The sequence below is a fragment of the Bradyrhizobium sp. 956_D2_N1_4 genome, assembly GCF_052076025.1.
Lineage (GTDB): Bacteria > Pseudomonadota > Alphaproteobacteria > Rhizobiales > Xanthobacteraceae > Bradyrhizobium > Bradyrhizobium barranii.
This window is the reverse complement of the sequence record NZ_CP197237.1, coordinates 8,216,855-8,240,424: the sequence shown is the minus strand read 5'-3', so window position 1 is coordinate 8,240,424 and position 23,570 is coordinate 8,216,855. Positions and strand designations below refer to the sequence as shown.

Below are 23,570 nucleotides of genomic sequence, written 5' to 3'. Positions count from 1 at the left end.
GCAGAACCTTCGTTACATCAATCCGCGTTTAACGACCTATGATTGTGATCGGCTAAGCGTTTTGATTTCACAGGTGGATCGTCGGTCTTTGCGCCCAAGCTTTTGTCCTCCTTGCGCAATCAATGACGGCTTCAGAAAGTCCAGGTCCAACGGCGATATTAGTCCTAAGCGAGCACTCGTTTCTTCGTGATCTGAGGTTGTAGTCGGCTGCCCGTTGAAATAGCCTCACCCGAAGCGAGCATTCCGATTGCCCAGCGCCTAGGTCTTCGGCGGCACGAAACGGGGTCTGGCGGAATGCGTCGGTGCTGCGAAGTTCGATGCTTGAGACGCCAGTCTAAGGGTCGTCGACGTCCGTGAAATCCAAATCCCACGTTCTCGCCCTGGCAGGCCGGTTCAGGAATTTGTTTTTAGCGAAGCAATGTTTCTCTTGGCTTCCATTGAGAGGATACGCTTCCATGGTGGACGATCGACAACTCGAGCAATGCTTCGCGGCTTATGAGGCCGAGGACTTCGAGGAATGCCTGAGGTTGTGCGAGGACCTCTCCAGTCAGGACGACTTTCCATTAGCTCACCGGCTGAGCTGCGTTTGCCTTCTCCGATCGGGGCGTCCCAACGAAGCCGAAAGCTTGGCTCGCCGAACCCTCACCGGTACGCCGCTTCTCCCTTGGGATCGCGTACTCCTTGAACTGCTGTTCGAATACACGACGATCGACAAGGCCGACGCCCTTGCCGAAACGCCCTCGCAGAAATGTCAGGCATTCTTTTATCTTGGCGCATGGTTTCTGGCGGGCGGCAGGCCTGGAGATGCGATCAACGCGCTTCGTCTCAGCCTCGCTCAAGGCAGCGACTGTATCGAGAACGGATTAGCCAAGGCCGACATTCCCGCGATAGGCCGAATGCTAAGTCGATACGTCCAGAAACAGTACGAGCGCGGAGAATACGAAGACGCCGCCGGCGCTGCCTCTGTGTCGGTCTATGCCATGGAAACCGCCTACGGAGGCGATCATCCCCAGCTTGCGTCGGCGCTCAACAATCTTGGGCTCATGCTGACGACGGTCGGACGTCACACGGAAGCGCAGCAAGCCTTGCTTCGAGCGGTGGCGATCGTGGATTCCAGCGGCGAAACGGAAACGGCCTCTTATGCGATGTATCTCCACAATCTGGCGGGCGTGTACCACAGTACTGATCGCGATCTCGCGGCGCTGCATACGAACGAGAAAGCGCTTGCGATTCGTCGCCGCGTTCTAGCCAACGATCATCGGGACGTTGCCAATAGCCTTAACAGTCTCGGGGTCCTTGCGGCGTCACGGCATGATTTTAGGTCCTCGGGGGAGTTTTTCCGGCAGGCGCTCGAAATCGAAGAGAAAGCGCTTCCCGATGATCATCTTCACCTCGCGAGCACGCGCGCAAATTTAGCCGGGACGTGCCAAAGCATGGGCGAATACGCGGACGCTGAGGAGCTGTACGCTAAGGCATTAGGGGTCCGTCGAAAGGCCTTGGGCGACGTGCATCCTACCACCGTCGCCAATTTCGATGAGGCGGGCAGGCTCTATCTGGACATGGCTAAGTACCGCGAAGCGGAGGCACTGTTGCGGCTCGGTCTGCAAGGACGTCGGCATTTGTACGGCGACGATGATGCCCGCGTTGCACTCAGCTTGAACAATCTCGGCGTGCTGAACAAGCTCTCGGGACTGTTCGACGAAGCCGAGCAGTTCTACACGAGGGCTCTGGACCTGCAACGTAAGCTACATGGCCCGCGGCATTCGAGTGTCGCCCAAAGCATGAGCAACCTTGGGCTACTGTACGAGCTCGTCGGGCGCTACGCCGAAGCTGAACCTCTTCTGAAGCAAGCGGTCGAGATCGATAGGGCGCTAGGAGCGATCGGGCGGACCACGATCGCCATTAGACTTAACAATCTTGGCATGTTTCATATGAACCAAGGAAAGCTTGTTCTGGCGAGGGCATGTTTCGAGGAGGCCAGGGAGATCGACAAGGATGGTGTCGGCGAGCGCCATCCTTATTTCGCGACCCGATTGCACAACCTGGCTCAGGTAGCTCACGCCGAAGGGCATTACGCCGAAGCGATCGACCTCTACAAACGAGCGATCGAAATCCGTTCGGAAAAGCTCGGTTTTTCTCACGCGGACTACGCACTTTCGCTGAATGGCCTGGCGTCGGTGTACAGCACCATGGAAGACCCCTATCAGGCGATAGCCATATATCAGGCTGCACTCCGTGCGATCGAGAACGCGGTCGGAACGGATTATCCATCGTCCGCGATCATCCTCGAGAATCTTGCGATCCTCTATCGCCAGTTTGGCCAGCCCGAAGCCGATGAGATGTTCCGTCGCGCCGTCGCAGTTCGCCGCCGCACACTTCCTTCCGATCACCCAAATATTGGTCTGAGCTTGCAAAGGGAAGCGGAGCATTGCCTCCAGACCGGGCGCTTCGTCGACGCCGTCGACTTGTTCCGCGAAGCGGGACAGATAGCCGCGAAGGCGTTCGGGCAAGATCACAGCCAATACGCTGCCGCTCTACACGGTGAAGGTCTCGCACAGTCTGCCAGCGGCAGACCAGAAGAAGCCATTAAGCTCCTGTCGAACTCCCTAGGGAAAATAAGCTCGTCCATGGGAGCTCGAAGCGTCAATCTTGCGTTGGCCCTCGTCGACCTCGCCGTCGCTTATGCCAAAGCCGGACACCTCGATGAGGCGATGGTCAGCATTCGCGATGCTACGTCCGTGATGGACGTGGTCATTGCCAGGGTGTTCCGAGCAGGTTCCGAACGAATGCGGGCGGGATTTATCGATAGGATATCCGACGATTTCCGTCTCGCCTTGGCGCTCATCGCGCGGTACCGCGCGAATTCGGCCGCCGACGTGCGGTTCGGATATGAACTGGTGCTACGACGAAAGTCGCTGCTCTCTGAGTCGCTCGCCGCTCAACGGGATGCCCTCCTCGAGAACCGGTATCCCTCACTCACGCCGGCGCTGCAGGAGCTGAAAGATTTTCGCAGTCAGCTGGCCGCGCTTTCGCTCGCTGGTCCTGGAGACGTTGATCCGAAGGACCACGAGACTCGATTGGCGAGGCTTTTCGCTAAGCACGATCAGGCGGAGGCTGGTTTGGCTAGACAAATTCCAGAACTCGAAATCGAGACGCGCCTTCGAAGAGCTGGTCCCGACAGCGTTGCGGCTGCGCTTGATGCCGGCTCCGTGCTGTTGGAGTTCGTGCGCATATCGACACTTCTTCGAACGCCCGCGGCGGATGCTTGGGCCGTCGAGCGCTATGTGGTCTTCGTCGTTCCCTCGAATAACGCCGCTGGGATTCTTCTGTTGGATCTCGGCCTCGCGTCCGAGATCGACGGACTGATCGATGAGTTTCTCCGATCGATCCGAGCCGAGGTCGGCGTGCGCGGCGAAAACGCACCGGACGGCGGCACGCGGGATCTAGGTGCGGCGCCAGGAAGCCTTGATAATGCCGCGAAGGATGCCGGCGAACGCCTGCGCAAGTCGATCTTCGACCCCGTTCGTCCGTCTCTGGCGGGAGCCACGCGGGTGATCGTCGCACCGGATGGCGACTTGAACAGGTTACCGTTCGAAGCGCTTCCTTCCGGCAGGAAAGATTCAGGCGACCGCCTAATCGATACTTTTTGCTTCAGCTACGAGGTTTGTGGGCGGGATTGCGTGCGACCAACGGCTTCGGCGGAGGAGGGAACAGACGCTCTCGTGGTGGCCAGCCCGGACTACGATCTAGTCGACCACGGTGGCGCGCAGCCAGAATCGGTTTCCAGCGAGGCACTTGCCGGCAATCTGCGTAGGAATTCCATTGTATTTCGCCCACTGCCCGAGACATTGGAGGAGGGGCGACTCGTCGCAGAGGCGCTCAACGTCTCGGCGCTGACTCGCGACGAGGCTACCGCCGGAGCGGTCCGTGATTGCCGTTCGCCGCGGATCATCCATTTCGCCACTCACGGCTTTTTCCTGAAGGACGGGCTTCCCGGCGGCAAATCCGACCTGCTTTTGACGGAGCTGTCGCAGCAGGAGTTTCGCTTTCGACCTGAAACCGGCCTCGACAATCCATTACTGCGCTCCGGACTGGCGCTGGCGGGAGCCAACACCTTTCTTCGCGGAGGCCGACTTCCCCCCGCCGCAGGAAATGGTCTCCTCACTGCCGAGGACATCGCCGGCATCGATCTGACGAATACGGAAATGGCCGTGCTTTCGGCCTGCGACACGGGGATTGGCGTCATTCGCGCAGGCGAGGGAGTTTATGGTCTGCGCCGTGCATTTGCGGTTTCGGGTGCACGAACTCTCGTGCTGAGTCTCTGGCCGGTGGGAGACGCCGCGGCGCGCTTGCTCATGACGAAATTCTATTCTGAAATTCTATCCAGTGAGAAGATATCCCGAGCGGAGGCTCTTCGGCAGTCAATGCTTGCGATGAAGACACAGGATTCACGGCCGTGGTACTGGGCGGCATTCATCTGCCAAGGATATCCGGGTCCGCTGGCACGCACTCGCAACTGAATCCCTAGCTGGTCGAAGAACGACAAACGGCAGAGGCGTCGTTGCACCTTCTCATTAGCAAGGGACGAACGAAGCGAACATCAGTGGATGCCGGGCTATTTCGGCTGCTTCTAGGTGGGCGCCCTTCTGACGATAGAAGCAGACCTCCGGCGTCCTGCGCGTCGCCGAAAGCTACTCTCCGCCGCAGCCGGCAATGGGAGGCCACGCAAACTTGGTCACCCTGCTTCGCAAGCCGTTCCCTTTCAACAGAAGCCGTGCACAGCCCGAGCCGGTGAGGCAGATATATTGGATCTTCGACTATGAAGGCGCCGGAGTTTGCGCGCTTGTTTGTACGGATTGAGACTCGACTGCCTTGCGACGTTTGAGGTTCGCAAGAAAGTCCGCTTCACTAGGGATCAGGTCTGCAATCATTTCGTCGGCCTGCAGATAGACCGCGGAAACCGACGGAACGAAGAAACCCACAACAAAACCAATTGCAAATATCAGGGAAAGAAAAACTATCGTCTGGCTCGACAATCGAAATGCTGGAGGAATGAAATTCCAGAGTACCGCTTGCGTCAGAATAGCTACAGCAGTGACTGTGAACGCGAGCGCAAACCCATCACGCCAGCGATTCCTTCGGTAGTCATACGACTGAACGCGCAACCGAAGATCAATCAAGTAGCTCGCCAAAATGGTTATAACCAGAAAAGTAATCGAATTGACGGAGATAAATAGAACTGGATGCTCCGCCATGGGCATCCCAGGTATAGGATGGATCAGGAACTTCAATCCCGTCCACACGAAGCATCCGCTGATAAATGATGCTATGCCAAAAAGGCAATAGGACCATATCGGAAGTCCTCTTAGCGAAGGGCGGGCAAAATCATAGGACGCCTTAGGAAAGATCGCCCATGCAAGTGCTGCGGTCAAAGATATCGCATGTGCCAAAGCGAATGAGATGACGTTGAATTTCGGAAATGGCTGGTTAAACAATATCCACGGTGACAGGATCAAGGGCCAAAGCAGCAGCAACCAATCCAAGGCGAATATGACTACGATCGACAAATAGGGCAGCTGCGGTGGAAGCGACACCTCATAGCCAAATTGCGCTAGGAGTTTTTCGCGGCCGCCCGGTCCGGGAATGCAGGACATCACCGCCTCTGCCAGCAGAGTACGATACTCCGCGACGACGGCCTCGCAATCCTCCGCCAAAAATTGTGATACTGCGCGCAATTGGCTTCGGTCCTCAGCGCTTACCGAAAGGACTATTTTTGCGGTGCGGCGCAGTACTTTTTCGAGATCTAATTCGGCTTTGTTCAAGGACGCCGCGCGAGCCTGATTGAAGCCATAAAACATTGGCTTGGCACCATTTCCGGCAAAGAATGTCTTAAGCGACCACGCCTCTTCGAGAACTCTCAAGGCATTCGGAGAGATCATGGTGGACAGTCGACCTTCCGGCACAAGGTATCGTCCGAGACTACTATCGAGTTGTCGGCTCGCATCCGGATGCGCCTTGAACCGAGAAGCCGCCAGGAGGGTCAGCAAAAGTTGGATTGATTTAGGATAGAGGGCGATCTCGTGGGTGAACTCCCTGATTTTTGCGAAGAACGTCCTTAGCACCGGCAAATGCGGAGCAACGACGATGATAAGCAACGATAGGACAAGCGATGTTTGCCGAATGCCCTGAGGTAACCCATCTACTAGTCCTAGGTCGCGGGTAAAGCGCTCGACGAATATGAGCAGCGCTTGCATTAATCCAGTTAGCCAGAGAAATAGAATACAATGCATGCCGATGTATATTGAAGCGGCCAAGAAATATCGCCGTCGTGAAACTGCGTACCTCAATTTCTTTGGATGGTATGGTAGATGGAAGTCCCAAAAAGACGTCACCATCACCAGCAATGTTGCGATGAATACAGCTGGTAGGTAGATGGGAAAGTAATCCATTGCCACGGAGCTCCGATCTACAGAGAGCTTTCAACCGTCGTACCCTCTAGAAACATCGGACTGTCCACGCCGCCCAGATAGAGGACTGGGGCCATCCATTCGGTAAATTTTCGATCTTGCAGATTGGACCGAGTGACAGCCAATGCCGTTCCTATCGAGTCGCCTTTCGCGAGGCAATCGTAAAACTTCTTGCTGAATGCGATTGCAAACTTATCTGATACGACGAATTGCATGGCGATCACGGCGGGTATTCCGCCAAGTGCCAAATCTGCTGCCGTACTTGAGAACAGATCGTTAGCACCGGTGAATGCGCCTTTGCAGGAATTGAGTACGACCAACTGTGGGCAATTAGGACCCACCAACGTATTTCGGAGGCTTCCGGAGTAAAGCAGGTCCGCGTCAACGCCCTCCTCCTCTTGGACAACCAAGTAACCGCGGCCTTCATCGGGATCAAACCCACCGTGACCAATAAAATGGAAGACGTTCCACGGTTTGAAAGGATGCGGCCGTATAACAGCGTCCTCCAGATCCGATCTTCTTCCCGAAAGAGTCCAGTGCAAGTCGATCTTCTGCAAATCCTGAAGCTTTTGCAGTGCCATCTGCATGACACGCTGTTCTTCTTCGGCATCGATATGGTCAAGGGAGAAGAGGGCCGCCTCGCGAGGGCGAGCAACCATTCCCAATATTCGTAACCGCGACTTTCGCTTCCAAGTTAGGTCCGCGACGTCGCGCTGGGCGGCTCGAATGATCGGCGTTTGTCGCGACAGCGCGAGAAATCCACGGGTCTTTTGATCGTAGAGCGTTTCCCAAGGAACTCCTGAAAGCTCGGGCAGCGACTCAACGAATATTCGAATTGGAAGTGCTTCATCGTTAGAGAACGATTCTCTCATGCTGTCGCGAAACAGTCGCTCGACGTCTGCCTGGAACAGGAACCCGAAGAGGGACTCTCCGAGTTCTGCCGTGATCTTTAGATCGCGCCTCCGAGCCTGGAGCCTCTCCGCTTGTTGAAGTGCAGCTGGATTGGAGGCTCCGAGGTCACGCTGATCGGCAGCGGGTTCAACTTCGTTTAGATCCGCGCGTCGCGCGTTTGCAATTCGCCCCATTTCTTTATGAAACGGCGCGATCCTATCGACGAGATCTTTGTCGGCGGTTGAGTCGGCCTCCGCCCGCCCAACTTTGGATTCGGCAAATATTTTGCACTCGCCGGCACCACCGGTCTTCATAATACGGATCTTGAAAACGTCCGGCATTTGGCAACTCAAAAACGGATGCCACTAAAAGTATTCAGGAATACTATCAGTTGCTCGTTTGGTTGCAATAGAAACTACAACTACCTCAAGCAGCTGGATAGAGTTCGGAGAGACCGCCGGACAGGAATGTTGTCCGTCTCTTGCCGCACCGCCTCAATAGGTGCTGCCGTCGCCCCCGATCCCGACAGCTTTGCTGAACCAGAGAAACAACGTAGCGCACGCTAGGCCCGATGTTGCGCCGTTAAGCGTGAGCAGATCCAGCATATGCCGTCTGGCCGCCGGCCCATCCGGGCTGGCTTCCGACATGACGCAGATCGCACGCTGGATGCTCGGAAGGCGGCTGTACGAAGACGGCGGGCATGGCGCGCTTTTCAGGATCGCCGATCTACCAGGCTACGACTTCATCAGCATCTTCAACCGGGACGTCCTCGTCGAACGGGGCGTCCAAGGCGCCCACTATCGATTCCGCTGGGACGGCCGTCGCATCGGTCGGCTCTACGATTTCGCCGCCGATCGGGACATCGATCGCGACGACATCATGTCGGGATCAATGGCGGCCTGATCGAAAACATCTCGCGGCGGTCCGGAATGCGTACTTGGCTTCTCGTTGCTGTCTCCGCCTTTCCGGGCCATACTGATCGGGCAGGCGCCCGAATTCGCGCAGCAATACGCGCAGCGTATCGGCGGCGCAATCGAGGAACTGCAACGCATCGTCGATCACTTCGACGACGATTCACGACGCTCGGGATACGATCGCCAGGGGGCGCTCGCCCTCATGGGTCGAAATTCCGAGCAGTTGGTCCGGGATCAGGGAACGAGGATATCCGAAACGATCGATCGTCTTGCGCACCTACGTGCGCAGCACATCGCGATGAGTGCAAGGGGCGCGTTCACGCGCATCATCGCGCTCGCGACGGGCGCCGATCGGGAAATCGCCGCTCGCACGTGGAGGGATTTCGAATTCGCTCTGCCGCTTTCGATGGATGCGATCCTGTTCACTCTGCTCGGCTTCATCGCGTCGCTCGGCTTCACGTGGGCGGTGGCTTTCGGATTCACGAGAATGCAGGAAGCTTGATCGCCAATTTCGCTCCGATGCCGTCAGGTCCGTCGGCTCGGCCACGTTGCAACTCGCGGACCACCGTGGCAAATTAGGGCTACCCCGAGGGGCTACACCTCGGGGCCACACCAGAAGCTCCTGGCGTGCAGTAAGACCTGATTTTACGGGGCTTTCTCGAAGCCGTTTTATTATGGCGGAGAGGGAGGGATTCTCATCCCCGCTATAGAACTCGCCCCCAGAAGATCACCTTCAGCTCACAACCCGCAATTCCACCGCCGCAGCCAACATCTAGTGCAAATTTGTACGAGAGTTGTACGGACTACGACCGCACACGACTGCATCGCTTTCAAAAAGCTGAGAAAATGCCTTATAAAACCGCAGTTGGTGTATTGGAGCGGGCGAAGGGAATCGAACCCTCGTATGCAGCTTGGGAAGCTGCCGTTCTACCATTGAACTACGCCCGCGAATGCGCATCTCACGCCAACCCTGATTAGCCGAGACGGCGCCGCTCGCCAAGCGCTTTGGCGCGGCCGGCCGGACGGTTGTTAACGTCCTGGCAAGATTTTGGGTGCGCCGGATTGTGGCGGTGTTATGATCGCGCGTCTGGGGAGAGACGTGCACTGAGTGGGGCGTGTGCATGCTGGGGCGTGGCTACACGATATTCAACACGGCCATAGGGCGCTGCGGCATCGTCTGGAGCAGCACCGGCGTGGTCGCCGTGCAATTGCCGGAGGCGCGGGAGATCGATACCCGCCGCCGGATTTTCGCGGTCCATCCCGAGGCGCGCGAGCAGCAGCCTCCGCTGAATGCCGAGCTTGCGATCGAGGGCATCGCAGGCTTGCTGCAGGGCGGCGACCCTGATTTTTCCGAGGTCAGCCTGGACGCCGGCGGCGTCCCCGGCTTCCACCGGCGCGTTTATGAAGCCGCCTGCGCCATTCCGCGCGGGGAGACGCGCACCTATCACGAGATCGCCAAGGCGCTGGGCGCCTCCGGCGCCGCGCATTCGGTGGCGCAGGCGATCGCCAAAAATCCCTACATGCTGATCGTGCCCTGCCACCGGGTGCTGGAGGCCGGCAATTACGCCGACCGGCTCTCGCCTTACGGCGGGGTGATCTCCAAGCGGCGGCTGCTTGCGCTCGAGGGCGCCCATCCGGTCGCGAGCAAGACGCTGTTCGAGGTGCTGCTGCCCGTTGCCCCACCGAGGCCCAGCTAAGGCGCGATCGCAATCGCACCTTAGCTTTGTTTTTTGGGCATGATCTTGTCGGACAACCGCTACACACTTGTCCGGATCATGCCTAGATGGGTGGCATGGATGCGACCACGCTGCTGACCACGCAATCGATGACGGTCTCGGAGTTTCGCTGCGATGCGGGACCGGACGACAAGCCGTTCGCGGAGTGCCGCACCGGCCATTCCATTGCGTATGTTCGCTCCGGCAGCTTCGGCTGCCAGTGCCGCGCCGGCTTCTTCGAGCTGGTGGCGGGCTCGATGCTGGTCGGCGCTCCCCGCGAGGAATACACCTGCACGCATGAGCATGTCAGCGGCGACGTCTGCCTGGGCTTCTTCTTCAGCGAAGACCTGGTCGATGCCCTCGGGGGACGACGCGAGATCTGGCAGGTCGGCGCGACACCGCCGCTGCCGGAGCTGATGGTGCTGGGCGAGCTCGCCCAGACGGCGGCAGATGGCAACAGCGACCTCGGTCTCGACGAGGTCGGTCAAATTCTCGCCGGCCGCTTCATCGATGTCGTCTCGGGCAAGGCGCGCAAGCCGGCCACGCCCACCGCACGCGACCGCCGCCGCGCAGTCGAAGCCGCGCTGTGGATCGACGCCAACTCGCATGCCGAGGTCGACCTCGAACAGGCGGCGCGGCAGGCGGGCCTCAGCCCGTTCCATTTCCTGCGGCTGTTCTCGGCCGTGCTCGGCGTCACCCCGCATCAATATCTGGTGCGCTCGCGGCTACGCCACGCGGCGCGGCTGCTGACAGATGATGACATCGCGGTCACCGACGTCGCCTATGACGTCGGCTTCGGCGATCTCTCCAATTTCGTCCGCACCTTCCATCGCGCCGCCGGCGTGTCGCCGACGAAGTTTCGGCAGGCGTCGAAGGGCGAGCGCAAGATTCTCCAAGAGCGCGCTACCCTCAACTGAATAGGGTCGTCTCCGGCGCGCGCCAGTCGCGGCGCGCTTTGCAATGGAGACGATCATGTACGACCACATCGGACTGCGTGTTGCCGACCTCGACGCCGCCACGCGCTTCTACACCGCGGTGCTTGCGCCGCTCGGCTACGCCCTGTGCTCGAGCGGCGACGGCTATGCGGGCTTCGGGCCGAAGGGCGAGCCGGCGCTCTGGCTGCACCTGAACAAGGGACGCAAGGCCGACGGCGCGCATATCGCGTTTCGCGCCAAGGACCATGATGCGGTCAAGGCATTCCACAGCGAAGGCTTGAAGAGCGGCGGCCGTGACAATGGCGGCGCCGGCCCGCGCAAGGACTATAGCCCGACCTACTACGCGGCGTTCCTGATCGATCCCGATGGCAACAACATCGAGGCGGTTTGCGTGTGAGCGTCGGCCGCCATCGCCTCACACGCTGTCATGCCCCGGCTTGACCGGGGCATCCAGTACGCCGCGGCTTCTCGATTCAATCACAGCGGCCTCTGGAATACTGGATCGCCCGATCCCGTCTCCGCCAAGGCTTCGCCGGGCCAAGAACTCACTTGGCCGCCGAAGCCTTAGCGAAGGCGGCAAGTCGGACGATGACGCCTGAGATGATGGCTCGCTTGTTTCTCCAAATTATAGGAATCTACCATGGCCTCCATCCACAACGACATTTCCCTCCCCGTCCCGGCCCGCGACGTCTGGGACGCCGTACGCGATTTCGGCGCGCTGCCTCAGCGGCTGGCGCCGGGCTTCGTCACCGCCTGCACGCTCGACGGTGATGCACGCATCGTCACCTTCGCCAATGGATCAGTGGCGCGCGAGGTGCTGGTCGATTGCGACGATGCGCGACAGCGGCTGGTCTACGCCATCAACAACGAGCGGCTCAGGCATTACAGCGCCTCGGTGCAGGTGATCGCCGAGGGCGAGGCGAGCTGCCGCCTTGTCTGGATCATCGACATGCTGCCGAACGAGCTTGCGGCTTACGTCCAGGGGCAGACCAAGGACGCCGTCGCCGCGATACACCGGGCGTTCCCGGCTGTGGCTGCGTGATCTTTCTCACAGAGCCCTGCCCTCGCCGACCCTAACCATGGCCGCGTGCGTCCGGTTGGCTCCGCTCTCCCGGCGGAGCCACGCACGCGAGGAGCAGGCCATGAGAGGTGCGGATAAGGTGATCTGCCAGGCGGCCGCCGTGCTGCTGCTATTTTCGATCTCGAGCGCGCCGGCAAAGGCGCAGTTCCTCGGCGGCGGAGGCGCCGGCGGCGAGGACATGATGACCCAGATGGCGCCGATGCTGGAGATGATGAAGGCGAAGATGGGCAAGCGCCGCTTCGCCATGCTGATGCAGACCATGGGTCCGATGATGAGCCGCATGATGGAGAACGGCGGCGGCGGGCTCGGCGGCATGATGGGGGGCGGCGGCAGCCTGAGTGGCGGCAATTTCGGCGGTGGCTTCGGCGCGCCGAACTACGGCGACTACACGCCGATGGGCGCAGGCGGCTACATGCCGACCGGAATGGGCGGCATGGGTGGCGGCGACATCATGGGTATGCTGGGTGGTTCCGGCGGCGGCGACATGATGGCGATGATTCCGCAGCTGATGCGGCTCGCCAATGTCGGCGGCGGTGGCGGCCATCGCCGCCACAGACACCGCTAGTCTGCAACGCCCGAAAGCGCAGGCCTGATCGCAGGTTTCGTCTCGCGCGGCCCCCAGCGTGTCAGCACCACGCTGGAGCACGAGAGCAGGCCGAGCACGACCATCGAGCTCGCGGCCAGCCAGAAGAAGCTCTGCGCGGTGGCATCATGCGTCGACAGCCACCAGCCGATCGCCGCGATGTAGATCAGGCGCGCGGTCTGCGCCAGCACCGGCCCGATCACCTTGGCCGCGCCCTGCGACGAGAAATACATTGTCGAGGCGAGCCCGATGAAGGCGTAGAACGGCGCCACCGTCGACAGATATTCATGGCTGGTCGCGCGCACGGTGGCGCTGTCGGTGAAGATGTTGACCCAGAGATCTGGGAACAGCGCGACGAGGCACGCCGGCGCGCCGACGGCGACGAACGCGCTCGCACCGGCGATCCAGGCGATGCGCCGGGCGCGCGCGATGCGCACCGCGCCGATCGCCATGCCGATCATCGGCACCGAAGCGATGCCGAACGAGAACGCGATCGAGGTCAGCAAAAATTCCAGCCGCGCGCCGATGCCGTAGCCGGCGAGGATCGCAGTGCCGAACTTTGCCAGCATGTGGGTGAAGATCGAGATCGTCAGCACCGATTGCAGCGGCGAGAAGCAGGCGATGGCGCCGACCTTCAGGATATCGAAGAACATCGCCCATTGAACGCGCAGCCCGCGCAGTTTCGGTACGATTCGGGCGCGGCCGGAGAACAGGTACCAGCCCATCACACAGATGTTCATGGAATAGGCGATCAGCGAGCCGGCCGCGACGCCGCGCATGCCGAACTGCGGCACGGGCCCGAGCCCGAGGCCCAGCGTGCCGCCAAGCACGACCTGCATGACCGCGGAATTCAGCATCAACAGCGAGGGCAGCTTCATGTTGCCAGTGCCGCGCAACACGCCGGCCATGGTGTTGAGCAGCCACGGCAGCACGGCCCCGCCAAAAAACACCTGTGTGTAGGCGACCGCATGCGTCAGCACATCCCCGCGGCCACCAAGCATTTCCAGCACCTTGGGCCCGAAGATCAGCATGCCCAGCATGAAGACGAGGCCGAAGGTGATGCCGATCAAGAGCGCATGCGCGGCGAGCGTGCCGGCGCGCTCGCGGTCGCCTGCGCCGAGCGCCCGCGCGATGGCCGACGCCACGGCGCCGCCCATTGCCCCGCCGGACATCGTCATGGTCAGGATCACTGTCGGAAACACCAGCGCCATTGCCGCCAGCGCCTCGACGCCGAGCCTGCCGATATAGGAGGTCTCCGCTATCACCACACAGGTGCCGGCCGACAGCGCGACCACGTTCGGCCAGGCGAGTCCGAGCAGCGTGCGCAGAATCGGCCCGTCCATCAGCGCGCTTCGTACCGGCCGCGGAGGCGGCGGCAACGGACGCTCTTGTTCATCGACCGGGATTTCGGCGATGTCGGACATGTCCTCTCCCGGGCGCAGGCCATTCGCGGCGCGGCAATGCGTAGGTGTGCCAATAAATTTCTTCGCGCGGAAGGCGCGGCGACAGGCTTAGCACGACAATTGCCGATTCCTCCTGCGCCGGATGCAGGCGTGCCCTGCGGCAGCGCATTTCAACAGATGGAATTACTCAATGGTCCACACCAGCGGCGGCTGACCGCCCGCTGTCGGGCGCAGGTGCACGCCGATGTGCCGCCCGCATCCGGCAGCGAGCCCCTCGAACAACCCTTCCAGCACCCTGGTGCAGACGCGATGATAGTCGGCGACGTCATCCATCAGCTTCCAGCTCTGCTGACGAAATTCAAACGTGCCTTCTGATGCCGTCGTCTCGGCAGCGTCATCCTGCGCGGCAAACAGAGCGTTCAGGAACGCTGCGAACTCGCTGGCGCCACCACGGCTCATAGACAGCGCCGCGGCGACCTCGTCAAAATACTGCATCCCGATCAGCTTGCCAGTGAGGTGCAGGAGATAGCCGGCGTCTTCGGGGCCGAACAATTGCACCATGACGGGCGCGGCGGTGCGCACATATTCCATCGCGTAGTTGCGGTAGGCCTTTTCCAGCCGCGGCTTCGGCCAACTCGCGACGGGCAAGGCAGGCGCGGCTTTAGCGTCGAACAACGGCGCTTCCAGATGGCGCGCGAACACCAGGCGTTGATCCAGCCCGAGCTGGTGGTCGTACTGATAATAATAGCCTTCGAGCCCATCCTGACCGTCGACGCTCTGCTTGGTGCAGACGAAGCCGAGCCTGGTATCGCCGAGCGCGACGCCATTGTTGGCGTGCCAGCCGCGCAGCATCGCGCGGCTGACCTCACCCGGCACGCCGCAGATCGCGGTGCCCTTCCAGATCCAGCGCGGCGGCGGATAGCGGATCCAGGCTTTGCGGTCGCTCTCATACATGTACTCGACATGCACGCCGCCGATCCAGTTGGAGAGATAATGATATTGCGCGGCGGCCACCGCCGGCGGCAGATGATTGAGACCGAGCTTTTCGAGCCCCGGCAGGAAGCGCTCCTGCTGCTGGCGGCGAAACACGCGGAAGACGAATTCGGCAGCATCCGCCGTGCCGCGCCGTGTGACGACGGTGAGGATGAGTCCGGTGAAATAGGCGTGATAGAGGTCGGCGACCGCGCGCCAGCGCTTCCATTGCGCTTCTTGTGCTGCGTCTGTTGCGGCGGTCATGTTCGCTCCCGATCGTTGTTTTGATCGAGTGTGTCACTGCGACCTGTACGAGGCAACCTGACGCTCAGGCAGAGCGCCCTGCACGCCAGCCCGTCAATTCCGCATCACGAATTTTGCGCAAGCCTGGCCCCACGCTCGCGCTCGACGCGTTCGGTGACGTCGCGCGCCATCGCGACCGATCCGACCACGGCACCACCGGCATCGCGCACCAGCGCGAAGGTCATCTCGATGTAGAGCTTGCGTCCGCTCTGGTGCAGCGCGCGGGTCAGCGTCGGCCTGCCCGCAAGCTTCATCGCCCCGGTGGCAAGCGCAGCTTCGAAGCCCTTCCAGTGCGCGGCGCGCAGATGTTCGGGAATGATCAGATCGAGGTTCTGGCCGAGCGCTTCGTCGGCGGAGAAGCCGAACAAGGCGGTCGATGCACGATTCCAGCGCGTGATGGTGCCAGAGCGATCCGAATAGATCAGCGCGTCCGCGACGTCGTCGAGGATTCTTGCGTCGAGTTCGGATTGAACACTCATCTCGCCACCTCGCATGCAGCCGGATTTCAGCTTGCATCCCGGCAGTAGTCAATCGAGGGGCTGCGGCGTACTGGATGCCCCGGTCAAGCCGGGGCATGACAGTAGAGTGTGGAGCTACACCCGAAAATGCTTCGATAGTTTGAGGCCCTGCGCCTGGTAGTTCGAGCCGATGCGCTGGCCGTACATCGCGTCGGGGCGCGCCAGCATTTTCTCGTAGACGAGACGGCCGACGATCTGGCCGTGCTCGAGAATGAACGGCACCTCGCGCGAGCGCACTTCGAGCACGGCGCGCGATCCCTGCCCGCCAGCTCCGGCATAGCCGAAGCCGGGATCGAAGAAGCCGGCATAGTGCACGCGGAACTCGCCGACCAGGGGATCGAACGGCACCATCTCCGCGGCGTAGTCGGGCGGCACCTGCACGGCTTCCTTGGAGGCGAGGATGTAGAACTCGCCGGGGTCGAGGATCAGGCTGCCGTCGGGACGCGCCGAGATCGGTTCCCAGAAATCCTCCACCGCATAGCCGGAGCGGCGGTCGACGTCGACGACACCGGTGTGGCGCTTGGCGCGATAGCCGACGAAGCCGTTGGCCTTCTCGCCGGAGAGGTCGACGGAGACGGCAACGCCGCCGGTGAGATCGGCATCGTCGAGATCGACGAGACGCTCGGTCGCATGCAGCGCCTCGAGCTCGTCGATGTTGAGGATGGCATCTCCGGTGCGGAAGCGTACCTGGCTCAGGCGCGAGCCCTCGCTGACCAGTACCGGAAACGTCTTCGGGCTGATCTCGGCGTAGAGCGGGCCGTGATAGCCGGCGCCGATCATGTCGAAGCGTCGGGTGCCGTCGGCGATGACACGGGTGAAGACATCGAGCCGGCCGGTCGAGCTTTTCGGGTTCGCGGCGGCGACGATCTCCGGCGGCAGCGCCAGGCTTTCCAAGAGCGGCACGATGTAGACGCAGTTGGTCTCCAGCACTGCGCCATCGGCGAGGCTGAACTCGTGCAGCTTTAACTCGTCGATGCGCTCGGCGACGGTCGCGCCGGGACCCGGCAGGAAGCTGGCGCGAACGCGATAGGCGATGTCGCCGAGGCGAAGGTCGAGGCTCGCCGGCTGGATCTGGCTTTCGACGAAGTCATAAGCGGGCAGGATGAGGCCCGCCTTCGCCATCGCCGCGATCATGCGGTCGGGCAGGATACCATTGGCGTCGGCGGCAACCGTGAAGCTCAACCGGGGGTCCTCGTCAGGGGTCAAATGCATCCGGACATGCGGGAAATAGCAGCCTTTTACGGCTATCCGATGGACGCCTTGACGGAAAGGCCATTGCGGAATATGAGCATCACTTATCCCGTGGTGATTTGAGCCGGCCGGCTTGCAGCCACGTTAAATAAGTCGCTAAACAGGCCGGGGACCTCTGTGATCCCGGCCCGTGGAAGTTATCCAGGCCGGTTTTTTTGTGACCATTTTCGATGGTCACGCAGAGGAGGTCCTATGTCGAAGTCCCCGGCGTCCACCACGCAATACCGTCCCGAAACCCGCCTGGTCCATTCCGGCACCCTGCGCTCGCAATATGGCGAGACGTCGGAGGCGCTGTTCCTGACCCAGGGCTACGTCTACAACAGCGCCGAGGAGTGCGAGGCGCGGTTCAAGGGCGAGGACCCCGGCTTCATCTATTCGCGCTATTCCAACCCGACCATCTCGATGTTCGAGCGCCGCATGATCGAGCTCGAAGGCGCCGAAGCCGCCCGCTCGGCCGCGACCGGCATGGCCGCGGTGACGACCGCGATCCTGGCGCCGCTGAAGGCCGGCGATCATGTGGTGGCCTCGCGCGCCCTGTTCGGCTCCTGTCTCTACGTCATTCAGGATCTCTTGCCGCGCTACGGCATCGAGACGACGCTGGTCGACGGAGCCGATCTCGACCAGTGGCAGCGCGCCTTGCGGCCGAACACCAAGACGTTCTTCCTGGAGAGCCCGACCAACCCGACGCTCGACGTGCTCGACATTCCAGGGATCGCCGAGATCGCGCACAGCGGCGGCGCGCGGCTCGTCGTCGACAACGTGTTCGCGACGCCGATCTGGCAGAGCCCGCTCGCGTTAGGGGCCGACGTCGTGGTCTATTCCGCGACCAAGCACATCGACGGCCAGGGCCGTTGTCTCGGCGGCATCATCCTGTCGTCGGAAGCGTTCATCGCCGAGCACATCCACAATTTCATGCGCCAGACCGGCCCGTCGATCTCGCCGTTCAACGCGTGGGTCCTGCTCAAGGGCCTGGAAACGCTCGGCGTACGCGTGCGCGCGCAGACCGAGACGGCGGGACGCATCGCCGACGTGCTGGCGAGCCATCCGAAGATTTCGCGCCTGGTCTATCCCGGCCGCGCCGATCATCCGCAGGCAGCTCTCGTGAAGAAGCAGATGCGCGGCGGCTCGACGCTGGTCGGCTTCGAGGTCAAGGGCGGCAAGCAGGGTGCGTTCCGCGTGCTCAACGAGCTCAAGCTTGCAAAAATCTCGAACAATCTCGGCGATGCCAAGAGCCTCGTCACGCATCCGGCGACCACGACGCATCAGCGCCTCAAGCCGGAAGACCGCGCCGCGCTCGGAATCAGCGAGGGCTTCATCCGCTTCTCGGCGGGGCTCGAGCATGCGGATGATCTGATCGAGGATCTGACTGCGGCGCTGGAGAAGGCGTGAGGGCTTCACGAGCTCGGAACGTAGGGTGGGCAAAGCGACTTGTCCGCCGTAGCTCGAAGAGCGAAGGCGGAAGCGTGCCCACCATTCACGATCATATCGCCGATAGATGGTGGGCACGGCGCGCGAAGAGCGCGCCTTTGCCCACCCTACGGCACCGAGCTACATCGGCCGATACGTCCGCACGTCGGCGGGCACGTTGACGCCGAGCTTGATCTGGCCGACGGAGCGGATGATGTCGTCGCCGAGGATCTGCGCGAAGCAGGCATAGCCCCAATCGTTCATATGCAGGCCGTCGGCGATCACGAAACTCTCGACCGGGATCGATTGATTCTCGTGCCAGTCGCGCATCACCTCGAAGCGGGGGAAGATGCCGACGTGACGGAGCTCGGCGACCTTGCCGAGCAGGTGCACCATCTTGCCGGCGCTCTCCTTGCGCTGGTTGACGGCCGGCGAATATTGCGGATCGACCAGCACGATGTCGGCGCCGCCAGCGGCCTGGATGCGGGAGATGCCGTCCTCGACCATCTTGGCGGTGTCACCGGGATCGAGATTGCGCAGCACCGCATTGGTGCCGACCTGCCAGATCACGAGATCCGGATGCACGTCGATCACCTCCTTCTGGAGGCGCTTCATCATCTCGGGCGCGTCCTCGCCGCCGACGCCGGCGTTGATGACGGTGATGTCGGCGGTCGGATATTGCCGGCGGAGCTGCGCGGCGAGACGGTTCGGATAGTTGAAATCGGGCGAGCTCGCGCCATAGCCTGCCGTCGACGACGAGCCGAACGCGACGATCACGACGGGTTTGCCGGCGACGAGCTTGCCCGCGACATGCGGCAGCGAGCCCATCGCCTTCGAGCCCCCCTTCGGCGTGAGGCAGGGCACGCGGCTGAAAATGTCCCCGGCGGATTTCGCGACCTGCTTCACCTTGTCGATGGCGCGGGCGGTCACGCCGCGCTGCTCGTGGGACGTCGCGGCGACGGTGGTCTGGGAGGGCGAAGCGGAAGCCGGACTAGCGGCCTGCTGCGGCGCGGGCGTTGCCTGCGTGGCCTGCGCCTGCACTGGTGCCAGCGACACCGGCGTCAGGAGCAGCAGAGCCGCCGCGGGCGCAGCCAGCCATGCCGTCAACCAAAAAGGGCGGAGAGAACTCATTAACGCTAGACCTCAATTTTGCTGCTGGGCCGGCCCCAGATGGGCTGCGTCGATCACAAACTGTGCCAACGCCCGGCCGAGGCAGTCATGGACCTGTTTCGCCAGCTCTGGCCCGCGGGACGGGCTGAACAGGTCGAACTGACCCTGATCATTCCACTGCCGCATGATCGCGAAACGGTCGAACAGCGGGATGTCATGCTCCTGCGCCACCACCCGCATATTGTCGAGATAGGGCGGCACCGAGATCATGGTTTCGGTACGCGGGCTGTACTGCAAGTTCATCAACACGACGTCAGCCCCTGCTTTTTGCAGCGCGGAAACCCCTTCGGTCACCGCCCCGCGAAAATCATCGGGATCAATCGCTCGGATAGCATCCACAGTCCCGGTCTGCCAGATGACCAAAGTAGGCCTTTTTGCTTCCATCAGCTTAACGAAGGTGGCGGCCGCCTCCTCGGCCGTCTTCTTGCTCTGTATTTCTACGGAGACGTGCACAGTCTCCGACGGCAGCAACCTGTCCTGCAGGATGGCCTGCATGCGCGCCGGATAGGAGCTGTCCTCCGAGGCCGGAATCGTGGTCGAACGGCTGCCAATGACCAGGATTTCCAGCGGTTTGCCGGCCTTGATGGCATCGGCGACCCTCGGAAGCTGGCTTTCAGTGGTGAGCAGATAGGATGGCAATTCGCAGGCTGGGGGCGCGGCCGGAGCAGCCGGCACGGCATCGCCCGCGCGCGCCAGGGGCGCGGCGAGGTTACCGCACAGCAGGACCAGGCTCAGGAGAACCTTCGCCTTCATCAGCCCCCTCCCGCCAGATCGGCGTTGCCGACGGCGTTTTTGGTTTTCGCACCGCTCTTGTCAGCCACGCGCTTGTACCACGAAATCACCCAGGCAACGCCCCACATGATCAGGATTCCGGAGAGACTAATCAGCGCATGCATGGCTGCGCCGCCGGAGACTTCGGCCAGGATGAAATGGCCGGCGAAGGCGAGGAAGACGCCGAGACAAAAGATCTCCAGGGAATGCTGGCCGCAGAGGATCAGCGGCCGCAGCCAGGGCGATTTCAGGCCCGGCCATTCCCGGGGCAGGAAGCGAACGGTGAGTGCGGCGAACGCCAGGAAATGCGTGAAGCGCAGCACGTCGAGATCGGCCTTGTCGATCGGATACATCCACTGCTCGAGCCGCCTCGGCATGAAGTGGGAGAGCTGCGGCACATACCAGGTCAGCGTCACGTAGAACGCCGCGACGAGATAGGCGATCGATATCCACATCGTGACGCGGGACGCCAGGATGCGCGACATGCGTCGCGCACCTCCGAGCGCACACCATGCACCGAATACGAAAAGCAATTGCCAGGCGAAGGGATTGAACGCCCAGAAGCCGTTCGGATAGGCCGACAGATAGAGGTCGTATTCCCAGGTCACCGCGTAGAGCACGACCGAGAGGCCGAGCGTCACGTCGGGCCGCCATTTCATCAGCCACAAGATCAAGGGCAGCGCCAGCATCAGCACGATATAGAGCGGCAGCACGTCCATGTTGACCGGACGAAAGCGCAGCAGCAGCGCCTGCACGATCGTGACATCGGGCTGCTTGAGGAAATCCATGATGCCCATCTCTTCGGTGTAGAGCGGGTTCTCGAACCTGGTCGCAACGTAGGAGATTTCGGCGAGGAAGATCGTGAACAGAAAGACGTGGGCGACATAGATCTGCCAGACGCGCCGCAGGATGCGCGCGGTGGCGACGACGAAGCCGCTTTCGAGCATGGCACGACCGTAGACGAACGCCGCGGTGTAGCCGGAGATGAAGATGAAGATCTCGGTGGCGTCGCTGAAGCCGTAATTGCGGATCGTGAACCAGGTCAAAAGGCTCGGCGGCAGATGGTCGACGAAGATCAGCCACAGCGCGAGCCCGCGGAACAGGTCGAGCCGGAGCTCGCGCTCGCCGATGGCGGGCAGCGTGATGGCCGGCGCGGCGGAGCGCGGCTTCGCCTCCGCAGGTCTGGCCTCCGCAGGCTTGCCGGTTCCCGCGATCGTCGATCCCGTCACTTGGTCGGCAATGGTCATCGGGGGTTCGAAACCCTTCCGCAAATCGCGACGTGTCATGGAGTGTACAGGTCCGGCCGTCGTCTCGCAAAGCGGCCGGATCACATTGGGTCTACTTCCTCGGCAATTCTGGCGGCACGATGTCACCAAAACCGCCTGCGGGCGTTGGTTCCCGGCCGGGTTTTCGTTATGATGGCCGCCATGTATCGCGCCGTGACCCGCCAGATCGAAGTGACCGTCGAGCCGAACTTTGTTCCGGAGCAGTCGTCGGCTGACCGCTCCCGCTATTTCTGGTCCTACACCATCGTCATCACCAATTCCGGCGACGAAACCGTGCAGCTGAAGACGCGGCACTGGATCATCACCGACGCCACCGGCCGCCAGCAGGAGGTCAGGGGCGAGGGCGTCGTCGGCGAGCAGCCGACCCTGGCTCCCGGCGAGCGCTTCGAATACACCTCCGGCGTGCCGCTCGCGACCGCCTCGGGCTTCATGACCGGCCGCTACCAGATGGTCAGTGAAAGCGGCGAACGCTTCGAGATCGACGTGCCGACGTTCTCGCTGGACAGCCCGGACAACAAGCGGGTGTTGAATTAGCCCGGTGCCGTAGGCGCCGTAGGGTGGGCAAAGGCGCAAAGCGCCGTGCCCACCATTCCAAACGTGGCGCATAAGATAGTGGGCACGCTGCGCTTTGCCCACCCTACGACTGGATTGCTTCGCTGCGCGCGCAACGACGGAGGATGCGACGCCTACGCGTCTTCCACGCCGGCCTCGTGCGGCGTGAACTGGTACACCGACGAGCAGAACTCGCAGGTCACGACGACCTTGTCGTCCTTGACCATGGCGGCGCGGTCGTCGGGCGAGAAGCTCTTCAACATCGCACCAACCGCGTCGCGCGAGCAGGAGCATTGCGCCTTCAGCACCAGCGGATTGAACACGCGCACGCCACGCTCGTGGAACAGGCGGAACAGCAGCCGCTCGCCGGAGAGTTCGGGGTCGATCAGCTCGACGTCCTCGACGGTCTCGACCAGCGAACGCGCCTCGACCCAGGCGTCGTCTTCGGCGACAGCATGCACCTCCGCGCCTTCGGGCGCATCGCCGGGATGCAAATCGGCCTGCCGCGCGCGCTCGGGCGCCTTCGGCAGGAACTGCATCAGCATGCCGCCGGCGCGCCAGCGATGCTTGCCGCCGTCGTTCGAGCGCCACTCCTCGCCGACCGCGAGACGCACGCGCGTCGGGATCTGCTCGGAGCGCAGGAAATATTCGTGGGCGGCATCTTCCAGGCTGCCGCCGTCGAGCGCGACCAGACCCTGGTAGCGGCTCATGTCGGGACCCTGGTCGATGGTCATGGCGAGATGACCGTTACCGAGAAGCGTGCCGGAATCTTTTGTCTCGCCGAGGCGCTCGGCATCGTAGCGCGCATAGGCGCGCAGGCGATCCGGCGCCATGTAGTCGACGACCAGGAACGACACCGGACCGTCGGTCTGGGCCTGGAGGATGAAGCGGCCCTCGAACTTCAGCGCCGAGCCGAGCAGCGTCGTCAGCACGATGGCCTCGCCGAGCAGCTTGCCCACGGCAGCGGGATAATCGTGCTTGGTCAGGATCTCGTCGAGCGCGGGACCGAGCCGCACGAGGCGGCCGCGCACGTCGAGTGCGTCGACCTCGTAAGGCAGCACGGCGTCATCGATGGGAACCGCTGATGGTGCGCGAACCGGGCCTTCAGGCCCGGTATTCATGTCAGGGGATTGGGAAACCATGGCGCTTTATCTGGGGTCGATGGAGGAAAATGGAAGAGGGCTCAAGGGTGGTGTGTTCCGGATGCACTTATGATCGCTCAGGATCCTGCAAATTCGATGTCGTCCCGGCGCGCGCAAAGCGCTGATACGGGACCCATAGCCACAGGATTACGCGATAGCCCGCGTAGCCCGGATGGAGCGTAGCCCAATCCGGGACCACTCCAACTGCG

At 61.8% G+C, this 23,570-nt stretch carries 20 protein-coding genes, 1 tRNA gene and 1 riboswitch; of the genes, 10 read left to right on the top strand and 11 right to left on the bottom strand.

Features of this window, described 5'->3' with window-relative positions:
- The first annotated feature begins 353 nt into the window (after positions 1 to 353).
- Complete coding sequence (locus tag AB7535_RS38790; RefSeq protein WP_439037563.1) at positions 354 to 4,520, top strand: tetratricopeptide repeat protein; 4,167 nt, start codon at positions 354 to 356, stop codon at positions 4,518 to 4,520.
- Positions 4,521 to 4,817: 297 nt separating this feature from the next.
- Here AB7535_RS38790 and AB7535_RS38785 read toward each other — a convergent pair whose 3' ends face one another.
- Both AB7535_RS38785 and AB7535_RS38780 read right to left on the bottom strand, forming a co-directional pair.
- Positions 4,818 to 6,449 carry a hypothetical protein gene (locus AB7535_RS38785; RefSeq protein ID WP_439037562.1) on the bottom strand — a complete coding sequence of 544 codons (1,632 nt, stop codon included), beginning with the start codon at positions 6,447 to 6,449 and terminating at the stop codon, positions 4,818 to 4,820.
- A gap of 17 nt (positions 6,450 to 6,466) precedes the next feature.
- Entirely contained in the window at positions 6,467 to 7,699 is a 1,233-nt protein-coding gene (locus AB7535_RS38780; RefSeq protein ID WP_439037561.1) for a CHAT domain-containing protein, read from the bottom strand.
- A 304-nt stretch (positions 7,700 to 8,003) separates the two neighbouring features.
- Here AB7535_RS38780 and AB7535_RS38775 point away from each other — a divergent pair, with 304 nt between their 5' ends.
- Positions 8,004 to 8,261 carry a hypothetical protein gene (locus AB7535_RS38775; protein WP_439037560.1) on the top strand — a complete coding sequence of 86 codons (258 nt, stop codon included), beginning with the start codon at positions 8,004 to 8,006 and terminating at the stop codon, positions 8,259 to 8,261.
- 45 nt (positions 8,262 to 8,306) lie between these two features.
- Positions 8,307 to 8,774: a DUF2937 family protein gene (locus AB7535_RS38770; protein ID WP_439037559.1), complete on the top strand. Its 468-nt coding sequence runs from the start codon at positions 8,307 to 8,309 to the stop codon at positions 8,772 to 8,774.
- 372 nt (positions 8,775 to 9,146) lie between these two features.
- Here AB7535_RS38770 and AB7535_RS38765 read toward each other — a convergent pair.
- Positions 9,147 to 9,220: transfer RNA gene (locus tag AB7535_RS38765), tRNA-Gly, on the bottom strand.
- A 173-nt stretch (positions 9,221 to 9,393) separates the two neighbouring features.
- On the opposite strand from AB7535_RS38765, the gene AB7535_RS38760 reads away from it, so the two are divergent.
- From AB7535_RS38760 to AB7535_RS38740, 5 genes are all read left to right on the top strand, one after another.
- Positions 9,394 to 9,969: a methylated-DNA--[protein]-cysteine S-methyltransferase gene (locus AB7535_RS38760; RefSeq protein ID WP_063985926.1), complete on the top strand. Its 576-nt coding sequence runs from the start codon at positions 9,394 to 9,396 to the stop codon at positions 9,967 to 9,969.
- Between the two features lie 95 nt (positions 9,970 to 10,064).
- Complete coding sequence (locus tag AB7535_RS38755; RefSeq protein ID WP_085399624.1) at positions 10,065 to 10,904, top strand: helix-turn-helix transcriptional regulator; 840 nt, start codon at positions 10,065 to 10,067, stop codon at positions 10,902 to 10,904.
- Positions 10,905 to 10,959: 55 nt separating this feature from the next.
- Positions 10,960 to 11,319, top strand: coding sequence for a VOC family protein (locus AB7535_RS38750; protein WP_038933391.1), 360 nt, complete (start codon positions 10,960 to 10,962; stop codon positions 11,317 to 11,319).
- Between the two features lie 243 nt (positions 11,320 to 11,562).
- Positions 11,563 to 11,964, top strand: coding sequence for an SRPBCC family protein (locus AB7535_RS38745; protein WP_085399623.1), 402 nt, complete (start codon positions 11,563 to 11,565; stop codon positions 11,962 to 11,964).
- Between the two features lie 100 nt (positions 11,965 to 12,064).
- Positions 12,065 to 12,568: a hypothetical protein gene (locus tag AB7535_RS38740; RefSeq protein ID WP_085399622.1), complete on the top strand. Its 504-nt coding sequence runs from the start codon at positions 12,065 to 12,067 to the stop codon at positions 12,566 to 12,568.
- On the opposite strand, the gene AB7535_RS38735 is transcribed toward AB7535_RS38740, so the two are convergent.
- The 4 genes from AB7535_RS38735 to AB7535_RS38720 form a co-directional block, all read right to left on the bottom strand.
- Positions 12,565 to 14,010: an MATE family efflux transporter gene (locus AB7535_RS38735; protein ID WP_085399621.1), complete on the bottom strand. Its 1,446-nt coding sequence runs from the start codon at positions 14,008 to 14,010 to the stop codon at positions 12,565 to 12,567. The genes AB7535_RS38740 and AB7535_RS38735 overlap by 4 nt on opposite strands.
- 162 nt (positions 14,011 to 14,172) lie before the next feature.
- The gene (locus AB7535_RS38730) at positions 14,173 to 15,225 is read right to left on the bottom strand and encodes a hypothetical protein (RefSeq protein ID WP_085399620.1); all 1,053 of its coding nucleotides are present in this window, start codon (positions 15,223 to 15,225) and stop codon (positions 14,173 to 14,175) included.
- A 104-nt stretch (positions 15,226 to 15,329) separates the two neighbouring features.
- Positions 15,330 to 15,743 carry a PAS domain S-box protein gene (locus AB7535_RS38725; protein ID WP_085399638.1) on the bottom strand — a complete coding sequence of 138 codons (414 nt, stop codon included), beginning with the start codon at positions 15,741 to 15,743 and terminating at the stop codon, positions 15,330 to 15,332.
- 114 nt (positions 15,744 to 15,857) lie between these two features.
- On the bottom strand, positions 15,858 to 16,994 hold the full coding sequence (locus tag AB7535_RS38720; RefSeq protein ID WP_094183942.1) for a 2'-deoxycytidine 5'-triphosphate deaminase: 1,137 nt from the start codon (positions 16,992 to 16,994) through the stop codon (positions 15,858 to 15,860).
- A gap of 80 nt (positions 16,995 to 17,074) precedes the next feature.
- Positions 17,075 to 17,154: riboswitch (SAM riboswitch) on the top strand.
- 71 nt (positions 17,155 to 17,225) lie between these two features.
- Here AB7535_RS38720 and AB7535_RS38715 point away from each other — a divergent pair.
- Complete coding sequence (locus AB7535_RS38715; protein WP_085399619.1) at positions 17,226 to 18,422, top strand: O-succinylhomoserine sulfhydrylase; 1,197 nt, start codon at positions 17,226 to 17,228, stop codon at positions 18,420 to 18,422.
- Positions 18,423 to 18,581: 159 nt separating this feature from the next.
- Here AB7535_RS38715 and AB7535_RS38710 read toward each other — a convergent pair whose 3' ends face one another.
- From AB7535_RS38710 to AB7535_RS38700, 3 genes are read right to left on the bottom strand one after another with little or no spacing between them, the layout of a single operon-like run.
- On the bottom strand, positions 18,582 to 19,571 hold the full coding sequence (locus AB7535_RS38710) for an SGNH/GDSL hydrolase family protein (RefSeq protein WP_071909137.1): 990 nt from the start codon (positions 19,569 to 19,571) through the stop codon (positions 18,582 to 18,584).
- 12 nt (positions 19,572 to 19,583) lie between these two features.
- The gene (locus AB7535_RS38705) at positions 19,584 to 20,363 is read right to left on the bottom strand and encodes an SGNH/GDSL hydrolase family protein (protein WP_063979875.1); all 780 of its coding nucleotides are present in this window, start codon (positions 20,361 to 20,363) and stop codon (positions 19,584 to 19,586) included.
- Positions 20,363 to 21,628, bottom strand: coding sequence for an OpgC domain-containing protein (locus AB7535_RS38700; RefSeq protein ID WP_028155148.1), 1,266 nt, complete (start codon positions 21,626 to 21,628; stop codon positions 20,363 to 20,365). The genes AB7535_RS38705 and AB7535_RS38700 overlap by 1 nt, the downstream gene beginning before the upstream one ends.
- A 180-nt stretch (positions 21,629 to 21,808) precedes the next feature.
- Here AB7535_RS38700 and apaG point away from each other — a divergent pair, with 180 nt between their 5' ends.
- Positions 21,809 to 22,201 carry a Co2+/Mg2+ efflux protein ApaG gene (gene apaG, locus AB7535_RS38695; protein ID WP_014491305.1) on the top strand — a complete coding sequence of 131 codons (393 nt, stop codon included), beginning with the start codon at positions 21,809 to 21,811 and terminating at the stop codon, positions 22,199 to 22,201.
- A 152-nt stretch (positions 22,202 to 22,353) separates the two neighbouring features.
- On the opposite strand, the gene AB7535_RS38690 is transcribed toward apaG, so the two are convergent.
- Positions 22,354 to 23,361 (bottom strand): Hsp33 family molecular chaperone, encoded by a 1,008-nt coding sequence (locus AB7535_RS38690; protein WP_085399618.1) that lies wholly within the window; start codon positions 23,359 to 23,361, stop codon positions 22,354 to 22,356.
- Positions 23,362 to 23,570: the final 209 nt, after the last annotated feature.